The 26,599-nt window shown below is 44.4% G+C and carries 27 protein-coding genes; 10 read left to right on the top strand and 17 right to left on the bottom strand.

The genetic code is table 11. The features are described 5' to 3' along the window. The first annotated feature begins 198 nt into the window (after positions 1–198). Both BIW15_RS13785 and BIW15_RS13780 read left to right on the top strand, forming a co-directional pair. The gene (locus tag BIW15_RS13785) at positions 199–819 is read left to right on the top strand and encodes a LysE family translocator (RefSeq protein ID WP_025526521.1); all 621 of its coding nucleotides are present in this window, start codon (positions 199–201) and stop codon (positions 817–819) included. Between the two features lie 16 nt (positions 820–835). Then, positions 836–1,102, top strand: coding sequence for a hypothetical protein (locus BIW15_RS13780; protein ID WP_005477321.1), 267 nt, complete (start codon positions 836–838; stop codon positions 1,100–1,102). Between the two features lie 61 nt (positions 1,103–1,163). Here the strand turns inward: BIW15_RS13780 and secF are convergent, their stop codons facing one another. From secF to BIW15_RS13760, 4 genes are all read right to left on the bottom strand, one after another. Beyond that, a complete protein-coding gene (gene secF, locus BIW15_RS13775) occupies positions 1,164–2,066 on the bottom strand; it encodes a protein translocase subunit SecF (protein ID WP_005463489.1) in 903 nt (300 codons plus the stop codon). A 2-nt stretch (positions 2,067–2,068) separates the two neighbouring features. Further along, positions 2,069–3,907, bottom strand: coding sequence for a protein translocase subunit SecD (gene secD, locus BIW15_RS13770; RefSeq protein ID WP_005373570.1), 1,839 nt, complete (start codon positions 3,905–3,907; stop codon positions 2,069–2,071). Between the two features lie 164 nt (positions 3,908–4,071). Beyond that, a complete protein-coding gene (locus BIW15_RS13765; protein WP_005477272.1) occupies positions 4,072–4,551 on the bottom strand; it encodes a hypothetical protein in 480 nt (159 codons plus the stop codon). Positions 4,552–4,719: 168 nt separating this feature from the next. After that, positions 4,720–5,391: an SH3 domain-containing protein gene (locus BIW15_RS13760; RefSeq protein WP_005477076.1), complete on the bottom strand. Its 672-nt coding sequence runs from the start codon at positions 5,389–5,391 to the stop codon at positions 4,720–4,722. Positions 5,392–5,467: 76 nt separating this feature from the next. Here BIW15_RS13760 and BIW15_RS13755 point away from each other — a divergent pair, with 76 nt between their 5' ends. Both BIW15_RS13755 and BIW15_RS25425 read left to right on the top strand, forming a co-directional pair. After that, positions 5,468–6,016: a hypothetical protein gene (locus tag BIW15_RS13755; RefSeq protein WP_015313424.1), complete on the top strand. Its 549-nt coding sequence runs from the start codon at positions 5,468–5,470 to the stop codon at positions 6,014–6,016. A gap of 176 nt (positions 6,017–6,192) precedes the next feature. Continuing rightward, complete coding sequence (locus BIW15_RS25425) at positions 6,193–6,423, top strand: hypothetical protein (protein ID WP_025621960.1); 231 nt, start codon at positions 6,193–6,195, stop codon at positions 6,421–6,423. A 24-nt stretch (positions 6,424–6,447) separates the two neighbouring features. Here BIW15_RS25425 and BIW15_RS13745 read toward each other — a convergent pair whose 3' ends face one another. Continuing rightward, positions 6,448–7,071 (bottom strand): bifunctional 2-polyprenyl-6-hydroxyphenol methylase/3-demethylubiquinol 3-O-methyltransferase UbiG, encoded by a 624-nt coding sequence (locus tag BIW15_RS13745; protein ID WP_077281174.1) that lies wholly within the window; start codon positions 7,069–7,071, stop codon positions 6,448–6,450. Between the two features lie 39 nt (positions 7,072–7,110). Next, positions 7,111–7,560, bottom strand: a complete 450-nt coding sequence (locus BIW15_RS13740; RefSeq protein ID WP_005485150.1) for an Lrp/AsnC family transcriptional regulator — start codon at positions 7,558–7,560, stop codon at positions 7,111–7,113. Between the two features lie 149 nt (positions 7,561–7,709). Here BIW15_RS13740 and BIW15_RS13735 point away from each other — a divergent pair, with 149 nt between their 5' ends. Both BIW15_RS13735 and BIW15_RS13730 read left to right on the top strand, forming a co-directional pair. Continuing rightward, entirely contained in the window at positions 7,710–8,636 is a 927-nt protein-coding gene (locus BIW15_RS13735; RefSeq protein ID WP_179115289.1) for a DMT family transporter, read from the top strand. A 95-nt stretch (positions 8,637–8,731) separates the two neighbouring features. Then, entirely contained in the window at positions 8,732–9,394 is a 663-nt protein-coding gene (locus BIW15_RS13730; protein ID WP_005499292.1) for a flagellar brake protein, read from the top strand. A gap of 25 nt (positions 9,395–9,419) precedes the next feature. Here BIW15_RS13730 and BIW15_RS13725 read toward each other — a convergent pair whose 3' ends face one another. The 8 genes from BIW15_RS13725 to BIW15_RS13690 all read right to left on the bottom strand — a co-directional run bounded on the left by BIW15_RS13725 (position 9,420) and on the right by BIW15_RS13690 (position 17,613). Next, complete coding sequence (locus BIW15_RS13725; RefSeq protein ID WP_077281172.1) at positions 9,420–10,457, bottom strand: DUF2955 domain-containing protein; 1,038 nt, start codon at positions 10,455–10,457, stop codon at positions 9,420–9,422. Positions 10,458–10,469: 12 nt separating this feature from the next. After that, positions 10,470–11,525, bottom strand: a complete 1,056-nt coding sequence (locus BIW15_RS13720; RefSeq protein WP_045604125.1) for an HlyD family secretion protein — start codon at positions 11,523–11,525, stop codon at positions 10,470–10,472. A 37-nt stretch (positions 11,526–11,562) separates the two neighbouring features. Then, entirely contained in the window at positions 11,563–12,018 is a 456-nt protein-coding gene (locus tag BIW15_RS13715; protein WP_005477342.1) for a MarR family transcriptional regulator, read from the bottom strand. A gap of 211 nt (positions 12,019–12,229) precedes the next feature. Next, positions 12,230–14,806: a quorum-sensing autoinducer 2 sensor kinase/phosphatase LuxQ gene (gene luxQ / locus BIW15_RS13710; RefSeq protein ID WP_045626465.1), complete on the bottom strand. Its 2,577-nt coding sequence runs from the start codon at positions 14,804–14,806 to the stop codon at positions 12,230–12,232. Continuing rightward, positions 14,806–15,903 (bottom strand): autoinducer 2-binding periplasmic protein LuxP, encoded by a 1,098-nt coding sequence (locus BIW15_RS13705; RefSeq protein ID WP_021484469.1) that lies wholly within the window; start codon positions 15,901–15,903, stop codon positions 14,806–14,808. The genes luxQ and BIW15_RS13705 overlap by 1 nt, the downstream gene beginning before the upstream one ends. A gap of 350 nt (positions 15,904–16,253) precedes the next feature. After that, complete coding sequence (locus tag BIW15_RS13700; protein ID WP_005463466.1) at positions 16,254–16,574, bottom strand: GIY-YIG nuclease family protein; 321 nt, start codon at positions 16,572–16,574, stop codon at positions 16,254–16,256. Next, positions 16,571–17,221, bottom strand: a complete 651-nt coding sequence (locus BIW15_RS13695) for a YceH family protein (protein ID WP_017447360.1) — start codon at positions 17,219–17,221, stop codon at positions 16,571–16,573. Before BIW15_RS13695 ends, BIW15_RS13700 begins: the two co-directional genes overlap by 4 nt. Before the next feature lie 176 nt (positions 17,222–17,397). Continuing rightward, positions 17,398–17,613, bottom strand: a complete 216-nt coding sequence (locus BIW15_RS13690) for a hypothetical protein (protein WP_005477197.1) — start codon at positions 17,611–17,613, stop codon at positions 17,398–17,400. Positions 17,614–17,939: 326 nt separating this feature from the next. On the opposite strand from BIW15_RS13690, the gene BIW15_RS13685 reads away from it, so the two are divergent. Beyond that, entirely contained in the window at positions 17,940–18,254 is a 315-nt protein-coding gene (locus tag BIW15_RS13685) for a DUF496 family protein (protein WP_005453573.1), read from the top strand. Between the two features lie 122 nt (positions 18,255–18,376). Further along, positions 18,377–19,714 carry an MATE family efflux transporter gene (locus BIW15_RS13680; protein ID WP_025521024.1) on the top strand — a complete coding sequence of 446 codons (1,338 nt, stop codon included), beginning with the start codon at positions 18,377–18,379 and terminating at the stop codon, positions 19,712–19,714. Between the two features lie 73 nt (positions 19,715–19,787). On the opposite strand, the gene BIW15_RS13675 is transcribed toward BIW15_RS13680, so the two are convergent. After that, complete coding sequence (locus tag BIW15_RS13675) at positions 19,788–20,765, bottom strand: Gfo/Idh/MocA family protein (protein ID WP_015313433.1); 978 nt, start codon at positions 20,763–20,765, stop codon at positions 19,788–19,790. Positions 20,766–20,823: 58 nt separating this feature from the next. After that, on the bottom strand, positions 20,824–23,460 hold the full coding sequence (locus BIW15_RS13670) for an ATP-binding protein (RefSeq protein ID WP_179115287.1): 2,637 nt from the start codon (positions 23,458–23,460) through the stop codon (positions 20,824–20,826). Positions 23,461–24,073: 613 nt separating this feature from the next. Between BIW15_RS13670 and BIW15_RS13665 the strand changes: the two genes are divergently transcribed. Both BIW15_RS13665 and BIW15_RS25140 read left to right on the top strand, forming a co-directional pair. Next, on the top strand, positions 24,074–25,507 hold the full coding sequence (locus BIW15_RS13665) for a glyceraldehyde-3-phosphate dehydrogenase (RefSeq protein WP_005463456.1): 1,434 nt from the start codon (positions 24,074–24,076) through the stop codon (positions 25,505–25,507). 235 nt (positions 25,508–25,742) lie between these two features. Then, complete coding sequence (locus BIW15_RS25140; RefSeq protein ID WP_029559601.1) at positions 25,743–25,970, top strand: hypothetical protein; 228 nt, start codon at positions 25,743–25,745, stop codon at positions 25,968–25,970. A gap of 118 nt (positions 25,971–26,088) precedes the next feature. Here BIW15_RS25140 and BIW15_RS25135 read toward each other — a convergent pair whose 3' ends face one another. Beyond that, the gene (locus BIW15_RS25135) at positions 26,089–26,430 is read right to left on the bottom strand and encodes a hypothetical protein (RefSeq protein ID WP_025500360.1); all 342 of its coding nucleotides are present in this window, start codon (positions 26,428–26,430) and stop codon (positions 26,089–26,091) included. Between the last annotated feature and the right edge of the window lie 169 nt (positions 26,431–26,599).

Raw genomic sequence — 26,599 nt, 5'->3', positions numbered from 1 at the left:
ATATAAGAGTTTGTCTCATACTGGTGCAATACGCACTATTATGACGCAGAGATTAAAATATAATTTCATTTTAATTTTAAATATCCGAATAACATCAGCTAACTAACACAAAAAGCAACCGTTCGCTTTGTAGTAGCATCCTCTCCCGCTTTGCACTATCTTTGTGGCTTCTCTTTAATCACTAAGTCATCAACAGATATGAATCTTGCATTGCTCAGTATGTTCATCCCCACTTTCTTTTTCGTCTCGATTACTCCAGGAATGTGCATGACGTTGGCACTCACATTGGGAATGAGTGTCGGCTATCGCCGGACACTGTGGATGATGATTGGAGAGTTAGCCGGGGTAGCTCTGGTTTCCGTCTCTGCGGTACTCGGCATCGCCGCAGTTATGCTCAATTATCCGTGGCTATTTACCGTCCTCAAATTTGCCGGCGGTGCGTATTTGCTCTATTTAGGTATCGAAATGTGGCGATCTCGAGGCAAACTCGCGATCAATTTGGAGAACTCAACTTCACCACCTAAAGGTAACTGGAATTTGGTTCTGCAGGGCTTCGTTACCGCCATCGCGAACCCTAAAGGTTGGGCGTTTATGATCTCGCTTTTGCCTCCATTCATCGACCAAAGCAAAGCCTTGGCGCCACAGCTCATGGTTTTAGTCTCGATCATTCTGCTGTTCGAGTTCATCTGTATGTCACTTTACGCGACAGGCGGTAAAGGGCTTAAACGTGTTTTAGGCCAATCAAAAAATGTACGTTTGATGAACCGTTTCGCAGGCACGTTGATGATGGGCGTTGGTATTTGGCTGTTTGTGAGTTAGAGCGGAACTAAAAGCAATGAAAAACCTCTTTCAAAAGTTCACGCAAGTGATGAGTGAAGTACTAGATTTTCAGGCCCGAATTTGGGTTGTGAACGTCTATGCAGGAGAGCATAAAGGCGAGTCTTATGTCGTTAATGAAGATGCTTTCTCTGAACCTCTTCAGTGGATGAAGAAAAAAGGCTACCAAGAGTCGATGTTGAATAAAGTCGAAGCAATGAAGCGCTCACAGATCTTAGAGTTCGATTTGGGACGGGTAAAACATCGCCTGATGCGCGTGAAATAAGCACAAAAAAAGCGCCACTCAAAATGAGTGGCGCAAGCACTTTTACCTTAAAAGAACGATGCTATGGCGCAGCGTCGATCTCAACAGGCAGATAATGTTTCGGCTCCAGTTTCAACCACTCTGGCAGCACGGTACCAATCGAAATCGATGACCATGTACCAGACAGAACGCCAATAAACATCGCGGTTGAGAAACCAGCCAAAGGCGCTCCTCCCATAATCCACAATGCTCCAACGGTGATCAGTGTTGTACCAGATGTCACCATGGTGCGTGAAAACGTCGCGATAACAGCTTGGTCATTGATGTCTTCTGTTTTCCAACTCTGCTTCGCAATCAACAGCTCACGGATTCGGTCTGCAATGATGATCGAGTCATTCAATGAGTAACCTAAAATCGCCAGCACAGCAGCAAAAACGGTTAAGTTGAACTCCATTTGAGTAATTGCAAAGAAGCCAAGCACTAAGATCACATCATGGGCCAAAGCAAACAGTGAACCGCTTGCTAAACGCCACTCAAAACGGAAACACAAGTAACCAAGAATACTCAACACACAAATCAACAGTGCTAAGCCACCTTGTTCAAACAAGTCTTGGCCAACTTGAGCGCCAACAATACTGTTGCTGACAACATCAACTTGGTGAGAGATTGGCTTAAGTACATCTGCCACGCTTGGTAATGTCTGCCCTTCTTCCGGCGCAGAGTAACGGATCACCCAACGGCCATCTTCACCAGAACGTGTTACTGACGTTGACTCACCAAGTTTTGGTTGCAGTACGTCAAGCAGATCATGGTTAGTTAGCTGCTTATCTACCTTTACTTCTGTCACCATACCACCAGTGAAATCCAAGCCGAGGTTCAACCCTTTAAAGCCTAGAGCGACTAACGCGATCACCGTCAAAATGATGGAAACTAGCGTAGTAAAGTAGCGAATTTTACGAATATTTTGTTTTAGCATTTCGACCATGATTAAACCCTCACATCACGACGGGCATCGCGGCCCCAAATTAAATTGATCATTGCTCGAGAGGCAAATACGCCTGTAAACATACTGGTTAACAAACCTAATCCGAGTGTTAAGGCAAAGCCTTGGATTGGGCCATTACCGATGGCGTACAAAATCACGGCGGTGATCATAGTAGTAATGTTGGCATCAAGGATGGTCGAGAACGCGCTGTCAAAGCCCAGATCAATCGCTTGAGCGAAGCTGCGGCCTTCACGCATTTTGTCCTTAATACGTTCGAAAATAATAACGTTGGTGTCCACTGCCATACCGACGGTTAACACTAAACCTGCAATGCCAGGAAGTGTTAACACAGCGCCTGGTAACAAAGCAATTAGGCCAAGCAAACAAAGCATGTTGGCACAAAGCGCCACGTTTGCTACCCAACCTAATCGGCGGTACCAAAGTGCCATAAAGGTCAGTGTTAAACCCATACCCAAAGCCAGTGCTGCAAAACCGTTTTCAATGTTTTCCGCACCCAGAGAAGCACCGATAGTACGCTCTTCCACAATAGTAACCGGCGCGGTTAGTGAACCCGCACGAAGCAATAGCGCTAACTGCTGCGCATCGTCCATGCTACCTGCTCCGGTAATACGGAACTGGCTACCAAGTTGAGATTGAATAGTCGCGACGCTGATAACGCGCTCACTACGCTCGGTTACACCGCGATCGTTTGTCTTGTACTCTCGGTAAACGGTCGCCATTGGCTTGCCGATGTGAGTTGCTGAGAAGTCGCTCATTTTCTTACCACCAGCGTGGTCAAGAGAAATATTTACTTCTGACATACCCATTTTGTCGACACCAGCACGAGCGTTTACGATATGCTCACCCGTTAGGACTGGTCGTTTTGCCAAAATCACCGTACGACCGTCATTGTCTTGAAGAACAAGATCTTGGCTGCTGTGTGCTTGGCTCGCATCTTTCACTTCATAAAACGCCAAGCTTGCTGTTGCACCAATAACGTTTTTCGCTTGAGCAGGATCTTGTACACCAGGGAGTTCAATTCGAATGCTCTCTTTACCTTGGCGTTGCACTAGTGCTTCTGTGATACCAAGTTCTTCAATACGACCACGCATGATCTTCAGGTTTTGTTGAAGAGTCGACGATTGAAATTCTTGGATATTTTGTTCACTCGGTTCAAGCACAAAGCCACGAGATGAACTTTTTGAAATCCAGCCAGGGTAGTTTTGACGCAAGAACTTGTTCACTTCCGACAATGCTTGCTCGCTGTCACTGTTTACCGTAATTCGGTTGCCGCTTTCTGCTCGAACTTGCACACCACGAACACGCTGATCACGTAGATTCGCTTTGATTTCATCAATCAACGCATCACGTTGCTCTTCAAACGCTTTATTCACATCAACATTCAACAAGAACTGAACGCCACCACGAAGGTCAAGACCGAGTTTAATTGGGCTAAAGCCCATCTCATTCAACCATTCTGGCGCAACCGATACGTATGAGAAAGTGATGCTGTCGTCTTTATTTAGCTCTTTGTTTAACAACGCACGAGCTTTACTTTGCGCATCTTCACCATCGAATACAATGGTTGTTTTGCCGTCTTTTTCGATGATTTTGTCGGCTGAAATATGGTTGGTTTTTAGCAGTTGATTCAGATGAACAACCGACATTTCACTGTTGTTTTGATCCGCAAACGTCAACTGGATAGAAGGCTGTTCGCCAAACCAAGTTGGGATCGCACTTAAGGTTAAGATAATGACCGTCGTGATTAATACGACATATTTCCAAGCTGAGTAGTGATTCATCAGCTTTCTGTTCTTTTGCTGCTTTGGTGTTTTTTTCATGTAAACATCATCCCTTCACGATGAGGTGAAGCTTTTAATAACAAGGCTTAACACACGACAGATGCTCCCAGAATAAATTCAGGGTATGAAATGCTCAGAACGCTCGCGCCCTGTCGAATACAATCGTCGTGTTAAGAGTGCACAATGGTGCAAATAGATGGTGTTTAGGCAGAGAACTGACTATTGAGTGCGACGTACATGGCATTGGTCTCTTTCCAACCAGAAATGCGATGATCGCTTGTGAAATGATAAAATGTGGACTGGTTGTGACGCCAGTTAATGTCCATCAAGCTGTATGCGTAACCCGCATCAGCGTAAAACGGAGTCGTGAGATCGCCGACAAAATCTACGTGCTCGTCATCAAGCCCTTCTCGTAAGTAAGACGTCCAGCGTTGAGAGTTAAACAAAGCAACGGAATCAAGACTTGCATGGCCTTCAGATACTGGAGATTGAGAACTTTCTTCTGAAACTTCAGAGAAATCGACGGAAGAGTTTGGCGATACACTTGCAGCTACAAAAGGTTGTAGCTTAGAAAAGTGCGGTACGTGAGCCTTGTGATCGATTTGCGCAGCAGATACATGCACTGGTAGCAATACCATTGCAAATAGCAGCAAAATCAATTTTCTAAGGTAAATCCAAGGCATAGGAACTCACTAAAAACACAAAGAGCCAAGTTAGGTCACTTGGCTCAATGATAGTATTCCTATTGATTATGGTTCACAACTAAAAAGTTATAAATCTCTGATTTCAGGTTTGTATCGTCATTGCTTTTATCAAAACGTCTTTAGAGAACCAATGTAATCGGTTGTAAGTTACCGATAAAAGAGCTCACCCTTATCAACATCTAAGTAGATCTTGTTCTCTTGCTCCAAACCGCCGCAATAGATGAAGTAAACATTGCGCTTTTTGAACGTCACAGAACGAACCCAACCACCGAGCTCTTCAAAATCACTAGGATCACACGTTTCATCTTTCAGCAATTGCTGGGTTTTGTTTCGGAACATATCTAAATGCTCCTTCAAGTCGTCTGACTTTTGCAGATAACCATCCAAGATCTCTAATCGCTCTTGCTCTTTGATGACTGGCTCAGCGTCAGAGAGACCTTTCGAGTTGACCCATTCCGCAGTCTCTTCTCCACCATCTTCGTAAACGATGTAGTCAGATAGACGAAACCAACCCTCGACCTTTTCCAGCACAGACACTTTTTCGCCTTTGTAAAGTGCATCAACTATCAAAGACTTATCATCAGGCTTGTTGTAAACGTTAACGCGACGCTCGATAACGTAATATTCCGTGATTTCAGGAGCTGGCGCTTCTAAATCCATGATGGGTTTGGAGGCATCCCCTTTATCTACAGGCGCCTTTTCCGTTTTAGCCGCAACAGGCTTTTCAGGTTCGTCTTTTTGCATAAAAAAGAAATAGTAACCAGCACCCGCGCCACCCAGCAGCAGAAGAATCAACACTGCGATGAGAACTTTTTTCATGTTCTTTTCCTTTTTATTCTTTGTGCTTATCTCGCCATCTATACTGTTTAGAGACGGTTAACTTACGTGAGCAATCATGATCAACAAACACTACTGGATGCTGATACTTATCTTGTTCCCTTTGCTAGGGTTCGCCAATGTTCAATGTAATCCATCTTCTTGGGATGACAATCTTACCCAATTCAACCGTTTAGAGTCCAACTACAATCAGCATGTTAAGGTGTTCAATACCTTGTTAAGTGAACACAAGCAGCGCCAACTGCTTTCGCAAACTTTTTCCACAGATGAACTCAGTTTGTTATGGCGCGCTAAGTACAATCAAAACCTGTTCCAAAATCAGCTAAAAGCCTCGGTTCAGTACAAAGAAGAGTTAACGCAAAAAGCAAATGAGCTTATCAAGCTTAGTACCGAGTCGCAGTGGGCAGCGAATGGCTGGGAAAAGCTCGCTCAAAGTTGCAGACATAATAATGAAACAGCGAACCAAATCAGTGCAGAATGGTATCGAGAAAACGCTCAACAACTGGCTAAAGACTATACGACCCTCTCCTCGCAATTTCTGGGATTAGCCCATCTTTATGACAAAGAAGCGAGTGCATTAAAATACGCCCAAGGCTCTCGCCATTAAACTGTTACAAAATGGGACTGTTCCCCTTAATAAAATTGATTAACCAATAACCAAACCAGCTATTTTATAGAGACATACGTCACAATAATGCTTTACTTACGCGCATTTTTTGGTTAATTTACCCATTAACAAAATTTAATAAAAAGTCACATTTGGCTGGAGATGATGCTACAAAAATGGTTATCAATCGATTAAGTAACAGGGATTGTCCTAATGCTACCAAAGCCAAGTTTTTGTCAGTAGTTAGGCACGTAAAAGAGTTCGGTTCAATTAGCGATTTGGACCTATGTAAAATCTTCGGAGAAACAATTTGGAGTGATGGAAGGGAATACCATTCAGCCGCGTTCTCATTTAAGGTTGATAGACAAACTGGTGACTGTAAGATCTCACAGTACAAACACCAATAAGGCTTAAAAGTTTATGAAGCGGAGTTAGGAAACTGGCTCCGCTTTTTTGATCATGATAATCGTGAAGTCGTGGTCGGAGTACCCCTCGATTAATTGTGCATCTGGGCATAGCCATCGGCAATAGCGCAACACCCCCACTTTGTTATGCGATTCTAGAATTCTCATGCTCGGCAGCTTTTCTTCATCGAGTAAGTTAAACACACAGCCTATTCGAGCCGCTCGATACATCTTCTCAATCATTTCAATCGTATGATTGGCATTGCTCGATTTGTAGTTTAATGAACCTGACGCGAACACATAATCACTTTGAGGAAGAACAAGCTTAGAAAAGTCGCCACAAATGAAATTAACAGGCGTTTTAAAGGCTTTCTTTCTGGCCTTTGTGATGAACTGCTTCTGCAGATCAATGCCGACATAGCGCGCTGGATATTGATTCTGGCTCTCAATATATTCAAGCAGATCACCAAAGCCACAGCCAATATCGAGAATACTAACTGCCTCTAAACAAAGGCTACGAGTCAGCGCTTCAAATCGGCTGATTTGGCTATATTCGTCCTGCCAACCCAGCGTACGCGCTTTATCATTACCGAATTGTTTACAACGCTTGCGGTGGTAGTTGGCAATCTTCAATCTATCGAGCCACTTCATTCATCTCCCCTCTTGCTCACTACAGGCACAATGATCAAATTAAATGGGTAAACAGCCATTTCCTTTTACCTGCCGAATAGCAAGGTGTGTGTGGATGTCTTTGACGTTTTCTAACCTTTGCAACTTTCTCGTGAAGCTTTCGTATCCGGGAAGATCTTTACTGACCACTTCCAATAAATAATCGTAAGCGCCAGATACGACGTGACAAGAAATCACCTCATCCATATCGACGATTGCGGTTTCAAACTCATCGATTGACGACGCTTGGTGGTTATTCAAACTCACTTCAACGAACACCGTCATCGCAATACCTACTGCGCCACGTGAGATCATTGCTCGATATCCGCTGATAACCCCCTCTTGTTCAAGACGTTTTAAGCGCCTCGCACATGGTGAAGCAGATAGCCCTACTTGGTCAGCAAGCTCCGCTGTCGTTAATGTGGCGTCTTTCTGTATGAGATGAAGTAACTGCCTATCAATTTTGTCCATGCCAACTCCCTTTGCCAAAAATCACTAAATTTAATTAATTAAACGCAGTTTAACACCAATACTGAAACAAAGTACGTCACATCTTGCCAACATGATGCGTCAGTTTCGTTCAATAATTACAGCGAACTTTACACATGGACGCGACAACGATGATTTTGGGATACGCTGCAATTTTAGTGACCGTACTGCTTTGGTCTGGTTTTTTCATTTCGCTCAAAGGTGGGGCAATTTCGGCACTACAACCTGCTGATATTGCTTTGGTGCGCTTTCTCGTTCCTAGCCTAATCTTGTTGCCTTTTGTAATGAAACATAAAGCCGCCCTAAAAGCCGTTCCCAACAAATACCTTACTGGTATTGTCTTGGGTAGCGGTTTACCTTATTTACTTGTAGCGGGCACTGCCATGCATTTCGCTCCCGTCGCGCATGGTAGCGCCTTAATACCTGGCACGTTACCATTGTTTGTTTCTGCCATTGCAGTCTTGTTCTATCAACAATCGCTGAGTCATCACCGCATTATTGGTCTTTCCACCGTACTGCTGGGTATTTTTGTGTTTCTGCTATCTAATATCGGGGAGGAATACAACTGGTCTCAACTTCAAGGGCACGCGATGTTTTTAGTTGGCAGCTTGATGTGGGCGGTTTTTACTATCAGTGCACGCGTAGCTAACCTCAACGCTTATGTATGCGCGGGTTTTGTCGCCATCGTCTCGTTACTTATGCTTATCATCGCAGTCGGGTTCGGTTGGATAGACAGTTATTTAGCGGTAACGCCTATCTCCAATTGGCCTTGGAAGGAGCTGTTTAGCCATGCAATGTTACAAGGTGTCGGCGCAGGGCTTATCGCATCGTTTACGTTTATCTATGCCATAAAAATCATTGGCGCCGAAGCCAGCGCCGCATTTGGGTCTCTCACTCCCGTTGTCGCAACGTTGCTTGCCGTTCCAATCTTTGGCGAACAACCGGATTCGCTAACTTGGATCGCGTTAATTCTGGTGACTTGCGGTAGCGTGGTCGCCAGCCAAATCTTTATGAAGCATGAACTTACTCAAACTTATCGCCCACCACTTCACAGATAGCGATTAATTGACAAAAACTTTTATAAACCACACTTGATGAGTAAAACGGCGTTTTGGTAGCCTCTTTTCAATCAGAAATTGGAACCTCAGATCTTATGCCAGCAACTCATACGAAAGATGTACTGCATAAATTCCTCAAACCAGGGATGAAACTCTCGATTAACTTCGAATTTGGACCAAAAGATAAATTCAGCTACTCAACCGTTTATTTAGGAATAAAAGAAAATTCTTATTTGATCCTCGATATTCCGATGCGATTGCTCGAAGATCAAGTGATGAGAAAACTGCATAACGCCGATGTGATTGTGCGCGGCGTTTCCGACACTGAGCTTGGTCACGTGTTGGCTTTTAAATCCAGTGTACTAATGACAGCCGTTCGTCCTTCCCCTCTGCTCTTTATTCGCATACCCGGTACGTTCGCAACTAAGCCTGTTAGAGAGCACGAGCGTTACAAGCTACAAATGGACTGTACCATCGATCACAGCGGCAATATTTATGACGGCAGTTTGGTTGATTTTTCACTGGCAGGCGTCGGTGTTCAGACCTTTATTGAACCTGAGTTTAAGGTTGGAGACCGAGTTTCGGTGGTATCACCTCTTAGCATTCATATAGGAGAGGAAAATCCTTGCTTGATCGCCAATATAAAGAAGCAACCCAAAGGCTGGGTGATAGGCATTCGATTCGAGCAACCCATTACTATGACTGAAGATTTGAAAACCAAGTTGCTGGAACAGTCCTTTCTGACCAGCAACGTATGATTTAGTGAACTGAGACGCATCAAGGCTATGATTGGCTAAAGCGCGTCGCGGCAAAACTGTTGAGTAACCGATGTACGGCATAAGTAACAAGCAAAGTGACCACGATGGCAAACAGTATGCTGCTGACTCGATACAAAGCACTAAAGATCAGATCACCATCGGGGGTGAGATACTGTCCAAATAAGATCCCTAAAGTAGTGAGGCCGCCAAAGCCTGCACCTGAACCACTGGATTCTTTCACATGCATGTAACTGAAGATCATCGCGCCAATCCAAAGTAACGGCACAATAAACAGCAAAGTATCTGACCAATCATACAAAATGAGCTGCCCGACGATACCAAAGGTCACGCCTAGCAATGTGCCCATCGCCCGTTTACGAGCGTAACCTAAGGCGCCATTCCAGTGCATTGGAAACAGGAGCAACAAGGTTGTCGCCTGCGCTGACATGGAATCGTTCAAATCAAAGATCTGAAACACCAAAAAGGACATGGTTGCAATACTCGCCCCCATAAGAGCCTCATGTCGCATCCGATGGCTTTGTTTGGCTTGTGAAGGCTTTGGCAGCGGTTGACGAGGTTCCGAATCTGGAATCAAAAACGTCACCAAATACGCCACAATGATGGACAAAACGTTCGCCTGTAAGTTACTAAAAATAAGATCATTCAGATCCGTTGTCGGGTAACTAGCAAAGTGCAGCATGATACTCAAGCTAAGCACACTGTTCGCGCCAAATAGAAACAAACTCCCTTTTGACATACAAGCAAACTTGTAAAGAAACAAGCCGAACGCAATCAAGGTCATCAACACCGGATGGCTACCAAACAAGCCCCCCAAAATGCCAACCTCTAGCCCACAAACAACAGCGGAGAAGATTAACTGTCTTGATGCATGCAAGTTCACTACTGGTACCATACCGAGCAAAAGCATGGGTGTTACGGTGAAAAACACACCGTAGTTCCAGCCAAACAGCTTACACAGTGTAAAGCCGGTGGTTGCGCCAGTTGCTATGCGTAGGCATTGTCTGAAATCGTTCTCAGACATGGGGTGGTCCCATAATTTCATACCACCTCCCAATTAATAGATGTAATGCAAAGTGCTCAAAAAACGAATTTGCAGACGAGCCAGCCAACCTGAAATCGTGCTATCAGGCAATAGTTGTACCGTCGCACGAGCACCCGCCGGGAAAGCTTGTGGCTGTTCGTTGATAGACAAATGCAATCTCAAACGCTGAGCATCCCTCACCCAGCGGTTGGAATCTGTTGGTGTCGCGAGGCGGCCGTCTGCATCAAATTGACCCGAGCTTACCCCGGCATCCAAGCTGGTAATGCGGGCTTCAAAAACCTCTCCTGGCAAACTATCAAAGGCCACCAGTGCTCGACTATCACGGTTAAAATGACGCAAACTTTTCTCGCGAAAGTCCGCAATAATATCAACTTGATCCGAAACCAGTGCGATAAGTGGCGTCCCCGCAGCGGCGTAAGCACCTGTCTCTAACTGCAAGTTCGTGATAACACCATCGTGCTCGGCACTCACTTGAGTGTAAGAAAGGTTAAGCTCAGCTTGTTTTAGCTGGTTCTGAGCAACACGCACGTTGACGTTAGCTTCGCCGAGCTCGCCGCGGCTTACTTCTAGCTCTTTCAGGCGGGCTTTTGCTGCTAGCAAATTCGCTTTTGCCGCTGTTGCACTACTCTGCGCATCATCACGTTGTTGTTGAGACGTACCGTTTCGGCTGAACAATGTATTCAGTCGATTGGCTTCACGGATTTTTTGCTCAGCGACGATTTTACTCGCTTCCACATCCGCTTTGGCTGCCGTGATAGAGGCATCCAACTGCTCATTGTTTTGGATCACTTGTTGTAAGTTTAATTGCGCTTTTTCTACCGCTAACTTGTATGGCTGCGGATCGATTTGGAACAACAAGTCGCCTTTTTGAATGTCTTGGTTATTTGCCACATAAAGATGGGTGATTTGTCCATTAACACGGGGGGCGACCTTAGTTACCACTCGGGTAGCCATCGCCTGAGGAGTTAACGGCATTGCTAAATCAGCAACAAGAAAATAGGCAAAGACAAGGACAAACGCGACGCAAGAATATTTGATCCAACGCGCGAACTTTTGGTCTGGAGTCATAGGCGTTTACTTCTCTTTTTTATTAGGATTTCTGACTTTATTCGCCAAGTGAATCGAGCGCATTGTGAGCAATTTGCTCTAGGATCAAGCCCAATTTCTTTAGCTCTTGGTCATTGATTTCTGAGAGCAGTTTTCGACGAACCTGCAAGATGCGTTCTTCCATTTGTATCAACAGCTCTTTGCCTTCGTCCGTTAAGCTGACAATTCGTGCTCGCTTGTCATGCTCACAACAACGTCGCGTAACGAGCGATTGCTCTTCGAGTAGTTTTAGCGTGCGCATCAACGAGGCAAGCTCAATCTCAAGCGCTTCAGCAAGTTGCTTTTGACTGATGTTGTCGCCCATTCGATACAGCTTCCAAAGCGCCGTCCAGCGCGGGTAAGTTAGGTTTAGCGGTTCGAGCTCACGGTCGGCAACCATCTTCCATAAACGAGCGACACGAGACAGTTTTTCGGCAAGGGACAGATCTCTCAAAATGTTGATGTCTTGAATCATAAGATGCACTCTATTACTTAGCGTGCTAAGTAATATAATTTAGTTAGCACGCTAAGTAAATATTTTTGTGATTTAAATCACAATGAATTTTTGCGCATTTAAAAGGTTGCGAAGAATTAAGATCTTCAGATTGCAGGAAAGAAAAAGCCCAACTCAGAAAAGCTAAGTTGGGCTAGGTAAACAAAGAAACTACCGTAAATGTGGCAGCAGACTATGTCCGTTCAATCAAGAAGCGCTGCTTGAAGTCAACAAAAGCCTCGTGGAGTACATTTTCTTTAATGGGTTTCAGCAAAACATAGTTCGCGCCTGCTTCCATAAATGCATCACTGGTTTCTTGCGCAGTGTCGGCGGTGCAGGCGTAAATTGGCGTCCCCAATTTCAAGTTTTGACGAATCTCTTTCGTGGTTTCGATGCCACCAAGATGCGGAAGTTGGTTATCCATCAAAATCAAATCATAAGAGTGATCTTTTAAGAACTCCATGGCTTCTAGCCCATCCTTCGCCCAATCAACCTGCATCTTGTATTTGGTACAAAACGCTTTAAGAATAAAGGCGTTAGTATGGTTATCTTCCACCAGCAACACTTTCAGACTTTCATCAAACAACTCTGCAGGTTTTACGCGTTGGCTCGAATCCAACGGAGCCAGAACTCGCTCACGATCTTTTACTGGCAGCGTAACAACAAATGTGGTTCCTTGCCCTTTTTGACTGCGAACTTGTACATCCCCGTCGAGCATATCGACCAAGTTTTTCACGATGGTCAAACCAAGGCCACTGCCACCGTATTCGCGAGTTGTGGTCGCTTCTTCTTGAACAAAAGGTTCGAACATTTCATCCAACTTGTCGGACTCAATACCGATACCCGTATCGCTGATTTCAACCACTAGCACACTATTGTCTGCGCCATAAAACTGCTCTAACTCGGCATGTAAACGCACGCAGCCCGATGGCGTGAACTTCACCGCGTTACTGACTAAATTAAACAGAATTTGATTCAGACGAACTTGGTCGGTGAAAATCTCTACATTGCCATCAAGCCGGTTTTCAATGACAAGTTCAACCCCTTTGTTTTCACAAATAGGGCGATAGATGTTTTCTAGCGTTCGCATGGTATCAGCGAAGGAGAAAGGATGTTTTTGGATATTGAACTTGCCTTGTTCAATCTTTGAGAAATCCAAAATATCATTCAATACAGCAAGTAAGTGCTCACCACTGTGGCGAAGAACATCGATTTGATTCTTCTGCTCTTCCGCTTCCACGGAATCTTTGAGTAGCTGCGCAACACCCAAAATACCATTAATTGGTGTGCGAATTTCATGGCTCATTTTAGCCAAGAAGTCAGCTCGCGCTTGCGCGGATTTTTCGGCTTCTCTGCGTGCTAAGTTACTTTGCTTTTCTGCTTCGATCAGCGTTGTAATATCTTGCCCTTGAACAATGATGCCGCTGATATCACCATCGACGCGAATTGGCGATAAGTTCCAACGAAAGACTTTATCACCAATAGGCACGTTCACTCCCGTCAGTGTCGCGCCCTGCGCTGCCATTCTTAAATGTGGTACCAGTTTGTCTTTGAATCCTTTAAATACAGGATGCATGGTTTCGATGTCATTTTCGATAACCAGTTCTTTGCGAGCTGCGGGGTTGATTTGGATCAGCACGCCCGCTTCTGACCACACCATGATTGGCGATAACGCGAAGTTAAACAGGTCTCGAAACGATCGCTTTTGAGCTTCTAATTCTTCAAACGTGCTTTCCAGCGTCGAACCAATGTGGTCAAACTCTTCAATATCCGACCCACCAAAACGCTCAAAGCCTTTTTCTTCCCGAGCAGAACGCGTGTAAGACATGAGCGAACCCAGCTCTTCCACAACTCGGTTTTCAATCCACTCTTTGGTCATCAGCGCAATCATAATCATGCCAATAACAGATGCTAACATCGCCAAAAAGTGTTGAATTTGCAGCGTAACAACACTCTGGTTGTCTTGCACGGTAAGTAACTTCAAGTTGGTGATGGCCGCGTTCACTTCAATCGGTGTTTGGATGATCAACAACTGATCTAACTTCTTCTGGGTCTCTTTGCGTTTCAACACATCGAAGATTTTGTATGACTCATCCCCCGCCAGTGAACTTGCTACAGGAATGTCGTTCGCCACCAGCACAACATTGTCGACGTTGCCTTCGTTTTTTAACTTTTCCATCAAGGCGAAGTTATTATCCAAGACGACCGCGTTGTACGAATACCCCATCACTTCGCCCGTTTTCGGCTCTAACACAGGAACACGGCGTAGCAACAAGTGACGAGCACCCATTGACGTGATTGATGTGACGTAATACCAATTATTACTGAACGTAACTTTGCTAGTCAGGCCGTCCAGCATTGAATCGTTGATACCATAAAAATGCGCGTTCCCATCGTCCCAAATAATACCTTGATGGTCGGTGAGAAAACGAAATTCAGGTGTGTGCGAAGGATCACTCTGATCAATGCTGAGAAAGAAGTAATTTAAGGCTTCTTCATTTCGCTCCGAGTAAAAATCCAAAATCACATCACTTTTCGAATTGCTGTCGTGATGGATCTGAATCGCTGCAAAATGACTTTCAAAAATATTCAGAATCAACGCAGACGTTTGCTGCTTGGTTCGGTCGACCTCCTGCCAAATGATCTGTTTGGAGAAGTAATAACTCTGAACGAAAATGCCTAAAATGATCGGAGCAAGAACGAGAATAATAATTTTAGTTATAAGCGTCGACAGCGAGCGACGCTTTTTTAGCTTTGATGTAATTGTCATCAATTGTCTGAGTATCTAAATGCACGTTTTCTGAGAGCTTCAATTCGCTCAGGGGAATCTGATTTGGTCACAACTTCGAAGTCCCCAGAGTACACCGTTGGTACAGGTTTACCTTCCAAATCCCATTTAATCGCCTCTGCCATAGCAATGCCAGTATCATCATTCATACGCATGACGGTGATATCTAACTCCCCTTTTAAGATAGCGTCTAGCTCAGCAGAACCACCGCCCCAGCCATTAATCATAACGTCTTCACGGCCAAGTTCAGACAGTGCTTCGACGGCACCTAACGCAACGTCGGTAGAACAAGCATAAATGAACTCGACATCTGGGTACTTTTTCAAGCTCGCTTTTGCAGCTTCATACCCGGACTGTTTTGTCGCTTTTGTATAGTAAGCAGATTGTAGTTCAAACTGACTGTCTTGGTTCACTTGGTGAATGAATGTGTTACCACGGATATCGCTAATGTAGCCTTCAGAGAAGTACAAAACGCTGTAATGGGTATTTTTCGGGAACTGCTTGCCAAACTCCACAGCGAGTTCGCGACTGCCTTCAGCGTGATCGAAACCGACGTACATAAAAGGCTGTCGAGTTTCCCATTCACGGACTGGCGTCGTGATATTTTGCAGGATAAGTTTGGTTTTGGTGGAATCTAAAACGTGTTCGACAAACTTACGATGTCGGGTCGTATCGAGTGTAAAAATTAAGTAGTCGGAATTGCTTTTCAGTGCTTCCATCAAAGAAAGGCTTTGTTGTTTGATATCGGCGTTTGGTCGCGTAAACACTTGATTGATTTGGTAATCAATATTGAGTTTATCTAAGCGCTTCTCAAACGCGTCGATGTTTCTTATCCAGTAATCGGAAATCTGCTGCCCTGGATAAACAACGGAGATTTTTAATGGGTGTCTTTTTTCAGGGGTAATAGGTACAGGATCGTCTCTCACAGCCGCAGCCAGAGCATCCGTTAAGTGTTTCTGTTCTGGGAATTCATTTAAGAATTCTTGATACGCCCAGTAGCCGTTAAGAACCTGAGAGGCTTGTGAAGCCGGAGACATGCCGGCAATTGAAATCAGGGACAATACTAACGCTTTATTCATTTATTGCTCTTTTAGCTTTTTTATTGAGCCTACTTCAGCTCTGTTTGTGACCTAGCCGAGTCATCCTTTACTCTTGTAATCTACCTTCCACTGAGTGTTTGTTTCAATAGTAAATTTGTCTACTTGGAACAGAACATCGGGCCATTATGCGTCAGAATAGCCATACATGATATACCCAAAGTCCATATGGTATTCTGCTTTTATCTCAAGAAGCTTGGATGTATCAGGCTCGGCCGTATTAGTCAGCTGTATCAATAAATATAAATAAGCCGCCAATGTTGGCGGCTTATAAAAGACAATTGAAATTTAAGAATCCGAAAAACAGGCACTCAAACGGTCACGATGAACCGTTAACTTTGAGAGCAAGACTCAAACATCACTTGCTGATTGTCATCCACGGCAATCAAAGCTTTGAGTTCAACCAACTGCTCTTTCTTGCTCTTGGTTAGTTGTTTGATGAAATACTCAGCACGCATTGCTGTTACTTTTGAGTCGAAGCTAGTCGACCACTCTAAAACAAGAGGCCCTTTACCCTTGAGCGCTTTTGCGCCTTTGCCAAGTTGGTGCTGTTTAAATCGCCTTTCGATGTCATTGGTAACACCGCAATACAGTGCATTACGGTTATTGCGGATCAGATAAACGCTCCAGTGCTGCTCAACGCTTTCACTCATGAAAGTAGAGATTCTACCTGCGCTTTCAATGCATCGAGTTCTTCTCTTAACTCGGCAACTTCTTGCTCTAACTGAGCGACACGTTCTGAGCTTGATGAAGTAGCTGGAACTGCCGCAGCCATTGCTGACACATCGACTTCACCACAGAACAAGTGCATGTAACGAGATTCACGTTTACCAGCTTCACGAGGTAACTTCACCACAAGCGGGCCTTTCTCTTCGCTAGCAAGATGCTCAAGTACAGCTTCTACTTCTTTTACATCGTGGAAAGTGGCAAGGCGGTTGGTTCGAGTGCGGATCTCGCCTGGCGTTTGCGCTCCACGCAGCAACATGCAACAGATGATGCCCTTCTCTTGCTCCGACAATTTAAGATCGCCAAACTCGGTGTTGCAAAAACGATGTTGGTACTTGCTAACACGGCTATTGAAAGCGCTCTCATCGCTGACAAGTCGACGCTCAATCAACGCATCAACAGCATCAAGGACGTCAGATTCTGACAGTGCCATCACTGGCTCACGGTTGCTTTTTTGGTTACATGCGTTGGTCAACGCGTTCAAACTGAGGGGATATTGGTCGGGGGTGGTCACTTCTTTTTCAATCAAGCAACCAATTACTCGTGCTTCAATTGCCGTTAGCTCAACTTTCATAATGCATTTCCTTATTATTTTTGCATTTGAATTTATACCTAAACCGCATCTAAGTCTTTTATGTCTACTTTGCACCGTCGATTCAAAACGCTGCACGACTTGACGCTGTTTAGGTATAGGTGTCAGGCTAAAGCATAGCGCAAAGACCTGGCACCCATCGCGAATCGGGGTCGGTCTCAATGCTCCGAGAGAATCGGCACTTTTCTCATATTGCCGTCTTCATCAATCATCATGATTTTCGAACGATTCAGTTCGACTTCCGTGATTTCAAGTTGGCTTCTCTCTTCAATGTACGCCGCTTTTAACTTTTCAGCCAAAGAGCTGGTGACTTTCTCATTCTCTTGACTGTCGGCTTGCTCCGCAGTGTTACCAGAGTCCATATCAAGTTTCATCATTTTTCATTTAATGACGCTGATGATATAGCGAAGGTCTCGCCATGACAACGTATCGATTTGTTCATAAATGCAAAATGCTATCCACTTATCGACAATAACCGTCGCAGAAAGACGCATTCGTACCCCCTCAATAACCCGTTCATGGTGCAAATTTTTTCATCTTCGCTCCCTCTAGTGACCCGACCAAAGGGCAGTTTGTCAGCGAGATATGAGAATTGGTTGAGATTTGGTCAACTCTGCATTGTGATTGATCTAAAGACTGTTATGCCACGGGATGTTGTGCTTTAATCGAGGCAGATATTCACAAATTAGGAAAGGGAACCATGAGTAGCGTATTTGAAATCGTTAACCAAGCTCGTCGTAAAAACAAACTAAAACGTGAGCTACTTGATAACGAAAAGAAAGTTCGTGATAACCGTAAACGTGTAGACCTTCTAGAAAACCTACTAGACTACATCAAACCAGAAATGTCTCACGATGAAATCGTCGCTATCATCAAAAACATGAAAGCTGACTACGAAGACCGCGTTGATGATCACATCATCAAAAGTGCAGAGATTTCTAAAGCACGTCGTGACATCAGCCGTCGCATTCGCGAACTGACTGAAGAAGACAAGCAAACTAGCGGCAAAAAATAAGTCCGATTAGTTCAAGTTTCAAACCCCGAGTGAGCATTCCTTACTCGGGGTTTCTTTTTGTCACTTTGTAGTCCAGTGTGTACAATAAAACCATTCTCGAATCCCAACACACTCTAATTCCAATGCCTTCAACTTCTACTAACGCACAACCTACGTTAGCAAAACAACTGTTTACGATGACATGGCCAATGCTGTTTGGTGTGTTGTCCTTAATGAGTTTTCAGCTTGTCGACAGTGCATTTATCGGTCAGCTTGGCGTTTTACCGCTTGCCGCTCAAGGTTTCACCCTACCGCTTCAAATGGTCATTATCGGCATTCAAGTAGGCTTAGGCATCGCGACTACCGCAGTGATCTCTAAAGCCTTGGGCGCGAATGATGCTCGCTATGCCAAACAACTTGGCGGATTGGTCTTAATGATTGGTTCAATCGGTGTTGCGGTATTCGGCCTCTTAATTTGGCTGCTGCGTTACCCGATTTTATCTCTGCTCAGCGCGCCAGAAACTGTTATGCCTATCATAGATAGTTACTGGCCTTGGTGGCTGCTGAGTTCATGGGCTGGTGCAGTCCTTTATTTTTACTACAGTATTTGTCGTGCCAATGGCAACACTATGCTTCCGGGCACGATGATGATGGTGACAAGTGGTGTGAACTTGGTATTAGACCCGCTGTTCATTTTCACGCTCGATCTCGGCATTAATGGTGCAGCGTTGGCAACCTTAGTTGCATTTGGGTTTGGTATCCTTGTCGTTGCGCCAAGAGTGAAGCGCAACCACTGGGCTACAACGCAATGGCAAGATCTGAATGTGATGAAAAGCGTCTCTTCGATAGGTAACATCATGGGGCCAGCCATGGTCAGTCAATTGCTGCCGCCGCTCTCTTCAATGTTAGCGACCAAGTTGCTTGCCAGCTTTGGAACTGCCGCAGTCGCTGCTTGGGCGCTAGGCTCACGTTACGAGTTTTTTGCCATTGTGTCTGTATTGGCACTGACCATGTCGATGCCTCCAATGGTGGGGCGCTTGTTAGGTGCAAAGAACTATCGAGACATTCAATCTCTGGTTGGAATAGCGGTTAAGTTCATTCTTGGCTTCCAGCTTTTGATTGCAGCGATTACCTTCTTGCTTGCAAACCCGCTCGCATTGTTAATGACAAGTGATACCCAAGTAGAACAAGTGCTCCACATGCATCTAATGATTGTGCCGATAAGTTTGGGCTCTCTTGGCGTTTGTATGCTGATGGTGTCGATTTGCAATGCGCTAGGGAAATCGTACACAGCATTAACCATTTCGGCATTACGCTTGTTTGTTTTCTTCCTACCTTGCCTATGGCTGGGTGCACAACTGGGCGGTATCAGAGGTCTGCTGTTTGGTGCGTGTGTGGGTAATATTATGGCGGGTATTTCTGCTTACCTTACTTACCGTAAAACCATACACAAACTTGCGATAAAGCAAGCTACAGCCTAAGTTTTAGTATTAACAAAGAAGCCCTCAACTGAGGGCTTCTTACTATCAGCTTTTGGCTATACCATGCACAAGTTTACTGGTCAGCAGGGAATACTACGCCAGTTTGTTTGCGTACTTCAGTCAATACTTTTGCAACGGTCAACGAACGTTGTTTCATTTGTTCATCAATCACACCAAGCTTTAACTGCTTCGCAAATGCTTCTGCTTCGTAGAACATATGATTCTCGGTTTGAGGCAAAGTTAGGGTCTCTTTTTCTTCACCACGAAGAATACGCTCTACACCACGGCCTGTGGCGATCATATCGACCAACACACTGCCTTGCTCACCTTGAAACTCGCTTGGGATAAGAGAATCACTGACTTTCGAGTGCAGAAGATTTACGTTAAAGCCATCATACGCCAGCGTTACGCTGCCGCATCCGTCAACGCCTGATGGAAGCACATGTGCACTGGCTTGAACAGAGTTCGGCTCACCAAACAACTCTATCGCAGAACCCACGCAGTAATAACCGATGTCCATGATGGAGCCATTGGAAAACGCAGGATTGAATGTGTTTGGATTTTCTCCATTTAGATATTTTTGGTATCTCGATGAATACTGGCAATAGCTAATCGTCGCATGTCGTAACGGAGCGATAGACGGTAAGCTCTCTTTCAATACTTGGAAGTTTGGTGTGTAAGGCGACATAAACGCTTCAAACAACACAACGTTGTTTTCCTCAGCACAGGCAAACATCTGTTGTGCCAATGCGTAGTTCGAAGCCATTGGCTTTTCACAAATGACGTGTTTGCCCGCTTTTAACATTTGAATAGCTTGAGGAGCATGAAGCGAATTCGGACTGGCGATGTACACCGCATCAATGTCTGCATCCTGACCTAATGCTTCTAGGCTGTCGTAATAAGTATCTGCATCATAAGGCGTGCCAAACAAACGCGCTTTTTCTATATCTCTCGAATACACAGCTTTAAGGCAAAACTGCTTGGTTTGGATTGCCGCTTCAACAAATTGTTGCGAAATCCAGTTAGTCCCGATAACAGCGAGTTTAAACATGTCACTTCCTTTATATTCGTTCTAAAAAGCCGTAATGAATTCGGCTTATCAGTGCGATTTAAGCAAGCTTTAGTTCATTAAACAACTCAAATAACTGGTTAGATTTATACGGCTTTGGCAAATACGCATCCATACCCGCAGCAAAACAATTGTGAATGTCCTCTTCCAACACACTCGCGGTCAAAGCAATGATGGTTGTTTTCTTGCAGCCCACTTTCTTTTCCCAACGGCGAATCTCTTTTGTCGCGGTTAGGCCATCCATCACTGGCATCATACAATCCATCAAAATGGCGTCAAACTGCTCACCTTTGGTGATGGCATCCAGCGCTTCTTGCCCGTTACTCGTAATTAAGTAGTCGTACCCTGCTTTATCTAAGAAAAAGCTCGCGATTTTTTGGTTCATTAGATTGTCTTCAGCAATCAATATTCTTCGATGAGTTCGAGATATTTTAGATTCAGCGCGAGATGCAATATTTGTGACATTGTCACGCAATGTATTCTTTTCGAGCTTAGCTAGCTCTTCGATGGCATGTTTGAATCGATTACCCAAGAATGGTTGAGTCAACACGGCATGCACGTTTTCCGCGTTTGTGTAAGAACTCGTCAAATGGTGCTGGCACACTACTACTCGACGAACATCATAAACTTCAGCCAGTTCACTCAAACAGCTATCGATATCCATCTGACCGTCATTACATAAGAAAATGACATCGAAATCTTCATCTAGCGCTTTTGCTTCCGAAAGTGAGTTAACGCCTACCAGCTTAATTTGAGCTAAACGACACTCTTGGACAATTTGCTCTGTATAAGCATAGTTATCACATATAAAGAGCCCTCTTTTGACCACATCGGAATGCCAACCAAAGAGAGGTAACGCCTCTACTTCTATTGAAAAACCAAAGCATGTGCCCACCCCCTTGGTCGAGGTTGCCACTAGCTTGCCTCCCATCATTGACACTAATTGGCGACAAATAGCAAGCCCTAGCCCTGTCCCGCCAAACTGTCTTGAAACGCCTTCGTCTTCCTGAGTAAACGGCTCAAAAATGGTCGCCAGTTTGTTCCTTTCAATGCCGATGCCCGAATCCTTGATAAGGAATGTGAGCGAACCTCGCCCTTGCTCTAACGCTTCTTCGTAGCTCACGTCGACTGAGATATAGCCTTGTTCAGTAAACTTAACGGCATTGGAAACCAGATTAGTAATGATCTGTTTGATGCGATGATCATCGACCATCACGCGAGCCGGAATGTTTTCATCCAATGAAATATCGAGTTCAAGCTGTTTAGACGTGGCTTTAGATTGAAACAAAATCACCGATTGATAAACGACTTCGCGAATGTCAGCTTCAACCAACGACAATTCGAGGCGCCCCGACTCGATCTTAGACAAATCTAGAATATCGTTTAGCAATGCAAGCAACGTGTGGGAAGAGGTATCGATGTCATCCACGACTTCTTGCTGATGAGGCGATAGCTCACTTTGCGACAAAATTTCAGTCATCCCCATGATGCCATTCAGCGGCGTTCGAATCTCATGGGACATATTGGCCAGAAATACAGATTTTGCTCTATTGGCTGCCACTGCCGACTCTTTGGCGTGCAGTATTTCGTGAGTTTGTCTCTGCTTTTCTTCCACCACACGATTGACTTGCTGCGCAAAGAGAGTGAACTCGTCACTACCATCGACTGCGACTTTTTTCTCTTTTTCTTCCTCATTAACAAGGGCATTAAGAGCATGAATGATCGCGCCAATCTTGCTGTTAACACGATACCAAGTGGCAACCCCCAGCCAGCCAAGCAAGAGAAGAACTACCGCAACACCACAGGTAATGAGCAATACATTTCGTTTTTGCTCATTGACTTGAGTAAGTAGGGATTGCTCAGCTTGACGAGTAAATCCTTCAATCATCATTTGCAATCGCTGAACCCGAAAATCGAGTTCGTCAAGGTAAGCCGCATAATCGCTGCGTGGCATGTCGCCATTCATCAGCCTCGCTCTTGATTCCAAATTACGTTGATAGCGGGGGGAGCTGAAAAGGCCAAGCAGTTTATCGACATGCGCATAAGATGCCCCCAAATGCAAAAATGCATCTAGATTTTGCTGCTGACGATCAATGGTTTGAAAAAAAACGCTTTGGTTCAGCTTCGCATCTGGATCCATCACTAAACGGTAGGTCAGCCAAGCCTCTTTTTGCGTCCAATAAGATAATTGAGCAAGGTAAGCAATAAAGTTCTGCATGGCGTGCCCATCGCTATTTCCATACAGCTGATAGTTTTGTAGCAAGGAAAGCGACATTTCTTGCAACAACTGAAACGCCCAATCACCCACTTCATCTGTGTTGGTAAGATCCCCAGACACCATACCAAGCATCGCCTCTTTTAAATCATCGGCGTACTCGGAAGTGTGTGGATTAGTGGAAAATTTATGATGCATGGAGAGCACCACATTATTTTGGACATCCACTTCGATGCTTAAAGGCGTTTCCTGACCGTATTGGCGTCTGTCTTTTTCCATGCTGTAGATAAAGTGCGAAGCCTGAGATATCAGCTGGAATCCCTGTATGTTGCTTACGGTTTGATTGAGGTGATCGACTCGCACCGAATTGGCATAAAACTGGTGGATCGCAAAAGCAACGATCACCACTGCGGGTAATAACGCTAACAACGCTAAACGTGTTTTGATTGATAATCTCAGCATCCATCTTTCCATGTGTTACGAACGCCTACTGATTTAATACTAGACTAGTTTCACACATTAATAATGGATATTGATGAGTTAAAAAACACCCTCATTTCACCTAGTAACACTAGGGATATAGGGTTACGGCGGGTTTAGGTGCCTGTTTTAAACTGTGATTCAAAGCAAGTTTTTTGATCATCAAAAAATGACCTAAACGCTCAAATCCAAGTCATACCTAAGCAGCAAAATGTAAAACAGACATTTATCATTTGAATGTTTACCACTCCCGTTGTCTTATCGAGTTAGATCACATTAATCTAGAAAAGAATCGAGGCTATTTACATTTAGATTTTGAAGCTATTCGTTATCGTTACAAAAAAAGTCAGCAAGTTATTAAAAGTCAATAGTACAAACACCCCGCTTTAGTCACATTAATCAACCAGAAATAATGCCCTACTTAGCAGTTTTAACTGGTATTAATTTTCCTAGCAGAATAAGAACTCTCACCTTAGAATCCGCACACATAATTATTACAACCCGATTACATAACCCACCAAACTCCACACTCTACCGTTGAGGTAACAGTAGTGAGTATGGTTAGCCCTCAAAACGTGAAAGGTCCAATACAACAATGAGTCCAGAGAAATATCTCCAAGACTGGCAAACGAGCCAAACGATTGCTGAATCTATCTCCCCTCTTATTGGTAAGCTATATCGTCAAAAAGGAATCGAAGTGGTTCTGTTTGGTAAGACGCTTATCAACGCCACTACTATCGACATTCTCAAAACTCACCGCGTAGCAAGACGATACACTGGAAACCCTCTTTCTCTAGAGCACACAATGCCGATCATCCAAGCATTGTGCGAAATGAGCATTTCTTCATGTCGCGTTGATGTTGGTCAACTGGCAACTAAGTATTGGAATGAGCACGAAGATACAGCAGCACTAAACGATTTCCTACAAACTGCACTTCAAGGCGCGCGTGATGCCGACTCTTCTCTAGCCGCTCGCGATGTTGTACTTTACGGTTTCGGTCGTATTGGTCGCCTACTGACTCGTCTTCTTATTGAAAAGAGTGGCCCAGGTTACCCTCTTCGACTGCGCGCAATTGTTGTTCGTGGCGGTAAGAAAGGTGATTTAGAAAAACGAGCTAGCCTACTTCGTCGTGATTCTGTACACGGTCAATTTAACGGCAGCATCGTGATTGATGAAGAGCGCAAAGCGCTTATCGTTAACGGAAACTACATTCAAATCATCTACGCAAACAATCCTAGTGATGTAGATTACTCTGTGTACGGCATCAACAATGCACTTGTTGTTGATAACACAGGTGTGTGGCGTGATTCTGAAGGTCTGAGCCAACACTTAGCATGTAAAGGCGCAGAGAAAGTACTACTAACGGCTCCGGGTAAAGGCGACATCAAGAACGTTGTATTCGGCGTTAACGAATCTGTGATTCAAGAAGATGACACCATCATCTCTGCAGCGAGCTGTACCACCAACGCAATCACACCAGTTCTAAAAGCATTGAACGACAAATACGGCGTACTTTCGGGCCATATTGAAACCGTTCACTCTTACACGAATGACCAAAACCTGATCGATAACTTCCACTCAGGTGACCGTCGCGGTCGCAGTGCATCTTTGAATATGGTTCTAACTTCAACTGGCGCAGCTAAAGCAGTAGCAAAAGCACTGCCAGAGCTAGCTGGTAAGCTAACAGGTAACGCAATTCGTGTACCTACGCCAAACGTATCAATGGCGGTTGCAAACCTTAACCTAGGAACAGATGTTGATCGCGACTCTCTGAACGATTACCTACGCGAAATGGCTCTCAACTCTGAGCTTTCAGCGCAGATTGATTACACAGATTCAACTGAAATCGTTTCTACAGACTTAGTGGGCTCTCGCCATGCTGGCGTTGTAGATGGTCAAGCGACTATCGCACAAGACAAGCGTTGCGTACTGTACATTTGGTACGACAACGAATTCGGATACAGCTGCCAAGTTGTGCACTGTATGGAACAAATGATGGGCGTTCGTTATCAAACATTCCCTCGATAGGTGAACTTTGCTCCACAACGTTAACCACAATGGGTAACGAGCAATAACCCAACATTTGTTCTGATAATAAGCGCTTTGCGCAGTACTAATATTGATTCCCCGTTTATGCGCCTGATGACCCTCAGGCGCTTTTTCGTTCGTATCATTTGACAATCTCCGGACAAAGCAAACAGAACCATTCATGTTTTGTTCATGTTCGCAGCGTTAATCTGAACACATAGATTGAAAAGAGGTCATGATTATGAATCGAATTATTGTTACTGCACTGGCACTGATTACTGGCTTTTTCGCATTAGTATTTAGCCTAATCATGGCGATTCCATTGACCATCGCAGCCCTGATCACAGGCAAACGAATTGAAAAACGCGTACGGAAAATGCAAAAAGAAATGCATGAAGAGTATGAGTTTAATACTGGCAAAGCCGATGCCATCGAAGGTGAATTTGAAGAGGTTCGCCGATAACGAAATTACTGTGTTTCTCTTCCCCCTAATGTTCCTGAGAAACTTCTTGCTTACACCCAGACTTGCCCCACAAGCTGGGTGTTTTTTTATTTTGTAGGCGTATTTTCCCAGTACACAGTTAAATAGATTTTTTCTCGCCAGAGGCACGTCTACTCATCTCATCATAGCCAGTATCCCAAAGCTCTCCATCGACTCCAGCGTACGGGTTGGACTCTTTAGAGCGTCCTTCTAAAAAAGCGTCTCTACCTTCATTTTTAATCTCGCTCACTTTATCTAGAACGAAATTGAAGTGCTTAGGATCCACTCTAAGCAAAACCATAGCTAGAAGCCCTATACCAGCTAATATAAATGCAAGAAGAGTGAAGAACTCAAATGCACTCTTTCCAGTTAAAAATATCCACCCAGCACTAAATAGGCCAAGTAAAACAACGATCGGAATCAAGCTAGTTACTTTTTGCACTTTTCTCTCACTTTCTTCAACAATTGTAAAATCTCTATCCCAAGTAGGGATAAGTAAGAGGAAAATCCGTTTACTTAAACAAGTTTTCTCACCTTAATAAGCGACTGATTCGCAATAAGTGTTAAGTGAGCTCTTGCTTTGATTATAACTTATGACTTCCAAGTCATAG

Source organism: Vibrio sp. SALL6 (genome assembly GCF_002002385.1).
In the GTDB taxonomy this organism is placed as follows: domain Bacteria; phylum Pseudomonadota; class Gammaproteobacteria; order Enterobacterales; family Vibrionaceae; genus Vibrio; species Vibrio parahaemolyticus.
The sequence above is the reverse complement of the archived record's forward strand: the minus strand, read 5'-3'. Positions and strand labels throughout refer to the sequence as shown.

Coding starts and splice junctions, on each gene's coding strand:
- BIW15_RS25140 (WP_029559601.1), top strand. CDS start 25,743: ATGATTATGAATCGAATTATTGTTACTGCACTGGCACTGATTACTGGC.
- BIW15_RS13740 (WP_005485150.1), bottom strand. CDS start 7,560: ATGGACAAAATTGATAGGCAGTTACTTCATCTCATACAGAAAGACGCC.
- BIW15_RS13690 (WP_005477197.1), bottom strand. CDS start 17,613: ATGAAACTTGATATGGACTCTGGTAACACTGCGGAGCAAGCCGACAGT.
- BIW15_RS13680 (WP_025521024.1), top strand. CDS start 18,377: ATGCCTTCAACTTCTACTAACGCACAACCTACGTTAGCAAAACAACTG.
- BIW15_RS13665 (WP_005463456.1), top strand. CDS start 24,074: ATGAGTCCAGAGAAATATCTCCAAGACTGGCAAACGAGCCAAACGATT.
- BIW15_RS13785 (WP_025526521.1), top strand. CDS start 199: ATGAATCTTGCATTGCTCAGTATGTTCATCCCCACTTTCTTTTTCGTC.
- BIW15_RS13780 (WP_005477321.1), top strand. CDS start 836: ATGAAAAACCTCTTTCAAAAGTTCACGCAAGTGATGAGTGAAGTACTA.
- BIW15_RS13695 (WP_017447360.1), bottom strand. CDS start 17,221: ATGAAAGTTGAGCTAACGGCAATTGAAGCACGAGTAATTGGTTGCTTG.
- BIW15_RS13735 (WP_179115289.1), top strand. CDS start 7,710: ATGATTTTGGGATACGCTGCAATTTTAGTGACCGTACTGCTTTGGTCT.
- BIW15_RS13715 (WP_005477342.1), bottom strand. CDS start 12,018: ATGATTCAAGACATCAACATTTTGAGAGATCTGTCCCTTGCCGAAAAA.
- BIW15_RS13705 (WP_021484469.1), bottom strand. CDS start 15,903: ATGAATAAAGCGTTAGTATTGTCCCTGATTTCAATTGCCGGCATGTCT.
- secD (WP_005373570.1), bottom strand. CDS start 3,907: ATGAAAAAAACACCAAAGCAGCAAAAGAACAGAAAGCTGATGAATCAC.
- luxQ (WP_045626465.1), bottom strand. CDS start 14,806: ATGACAATTACATCAAAGCTAAAAAAGCGTCGCTCGCTGTCGACGCTT.
- BIW15_RS13755 (WP_015313424.1), top strand. CDS start 5,468: ATGATCAACAAACACTACTGGATGCTGATACTTATCTTGTTCCCTTTG.
- BIW15_RS13765 (WP_005477272.1), bottom strand. CDS start 4,551: ATGCCTTGGATTTACCTTAGAAAATTGATTTTGCTGCTATTTGCAATG.
- BIW15_RS13760 (WP_005477076.1), bottom strand. CDS start 5,391: ATGAAAAAAGTTCTCATCGCAGTGTTGATTCTTCTGCTGCTGGGTGGC.
- secF (WP_005463489.1), bottom strand. CDS start 2,066: ATGGTCGAAATGCTAAAACAAAATATTCGTAAAATTCGCTACTTTACT.
- BIW15_RS13675 (WP_015313433.1), bottom strand. CDS start 20,765: ATGTTTAAACTCGCTGTTATCGGGACTAACTGGATTTCGCAACAATTT.
- BIW15_RS13720 (WP_045604125.1), bottom strand. CDS start 11,525: ATGACTCCAGACCAAAAGTTCGCGCGTTGGATCAAATATTCTTGCGTC.
- BIW15_RS13730 (WP_005499292.1), top strand. CDS start 8,732: ATGCCAGCAACTCATACGAAAGATGTACTGCATAAATTCCTCAAACCA.
- BIW15_RS13685 (WP_005453573.1), top strand. CDS start 17,940: ATGAGTAGCGTATTTGAAATCGTTAACCAAGCTCGTCGTAAAAACAAA.
- BIW15_RS13745 (WP_077281174.1), bottom strand. CDS start 7,071: ATGAAGTGGCTCGATAGATTGAAGATTGCCAACTACCACCGCAAGCGT.
- BIW15_RS13725 (WP_077281172.1), bottom strand. CDS start 10,457: ATGAAATTATGGGACCACCCCATGTCTGAGAACGATTTCAGACAATGC.
- BIW15_RS13670 (WP_179115287.1), bottom strand. CDS start 23,460: ATGCTGAGATTATCAATCAAAACACGTTTAGCGTTGTTAGCGTTATTA.
- BIW15_RS13700 (WP_005463466.1), bottom strand. CDS start 16,574: ATGAGTGAAAGCGTTGAGCAGCACTGGAGCGTTTATCTGATCCGCAAT.
- BIW15_RS25425 (WP_025621960.1), top strand. CDS start 6,193: ATGGTTATCAATCGATTAAGTAACAGGGATTGTCCTAATGCTACCAAA.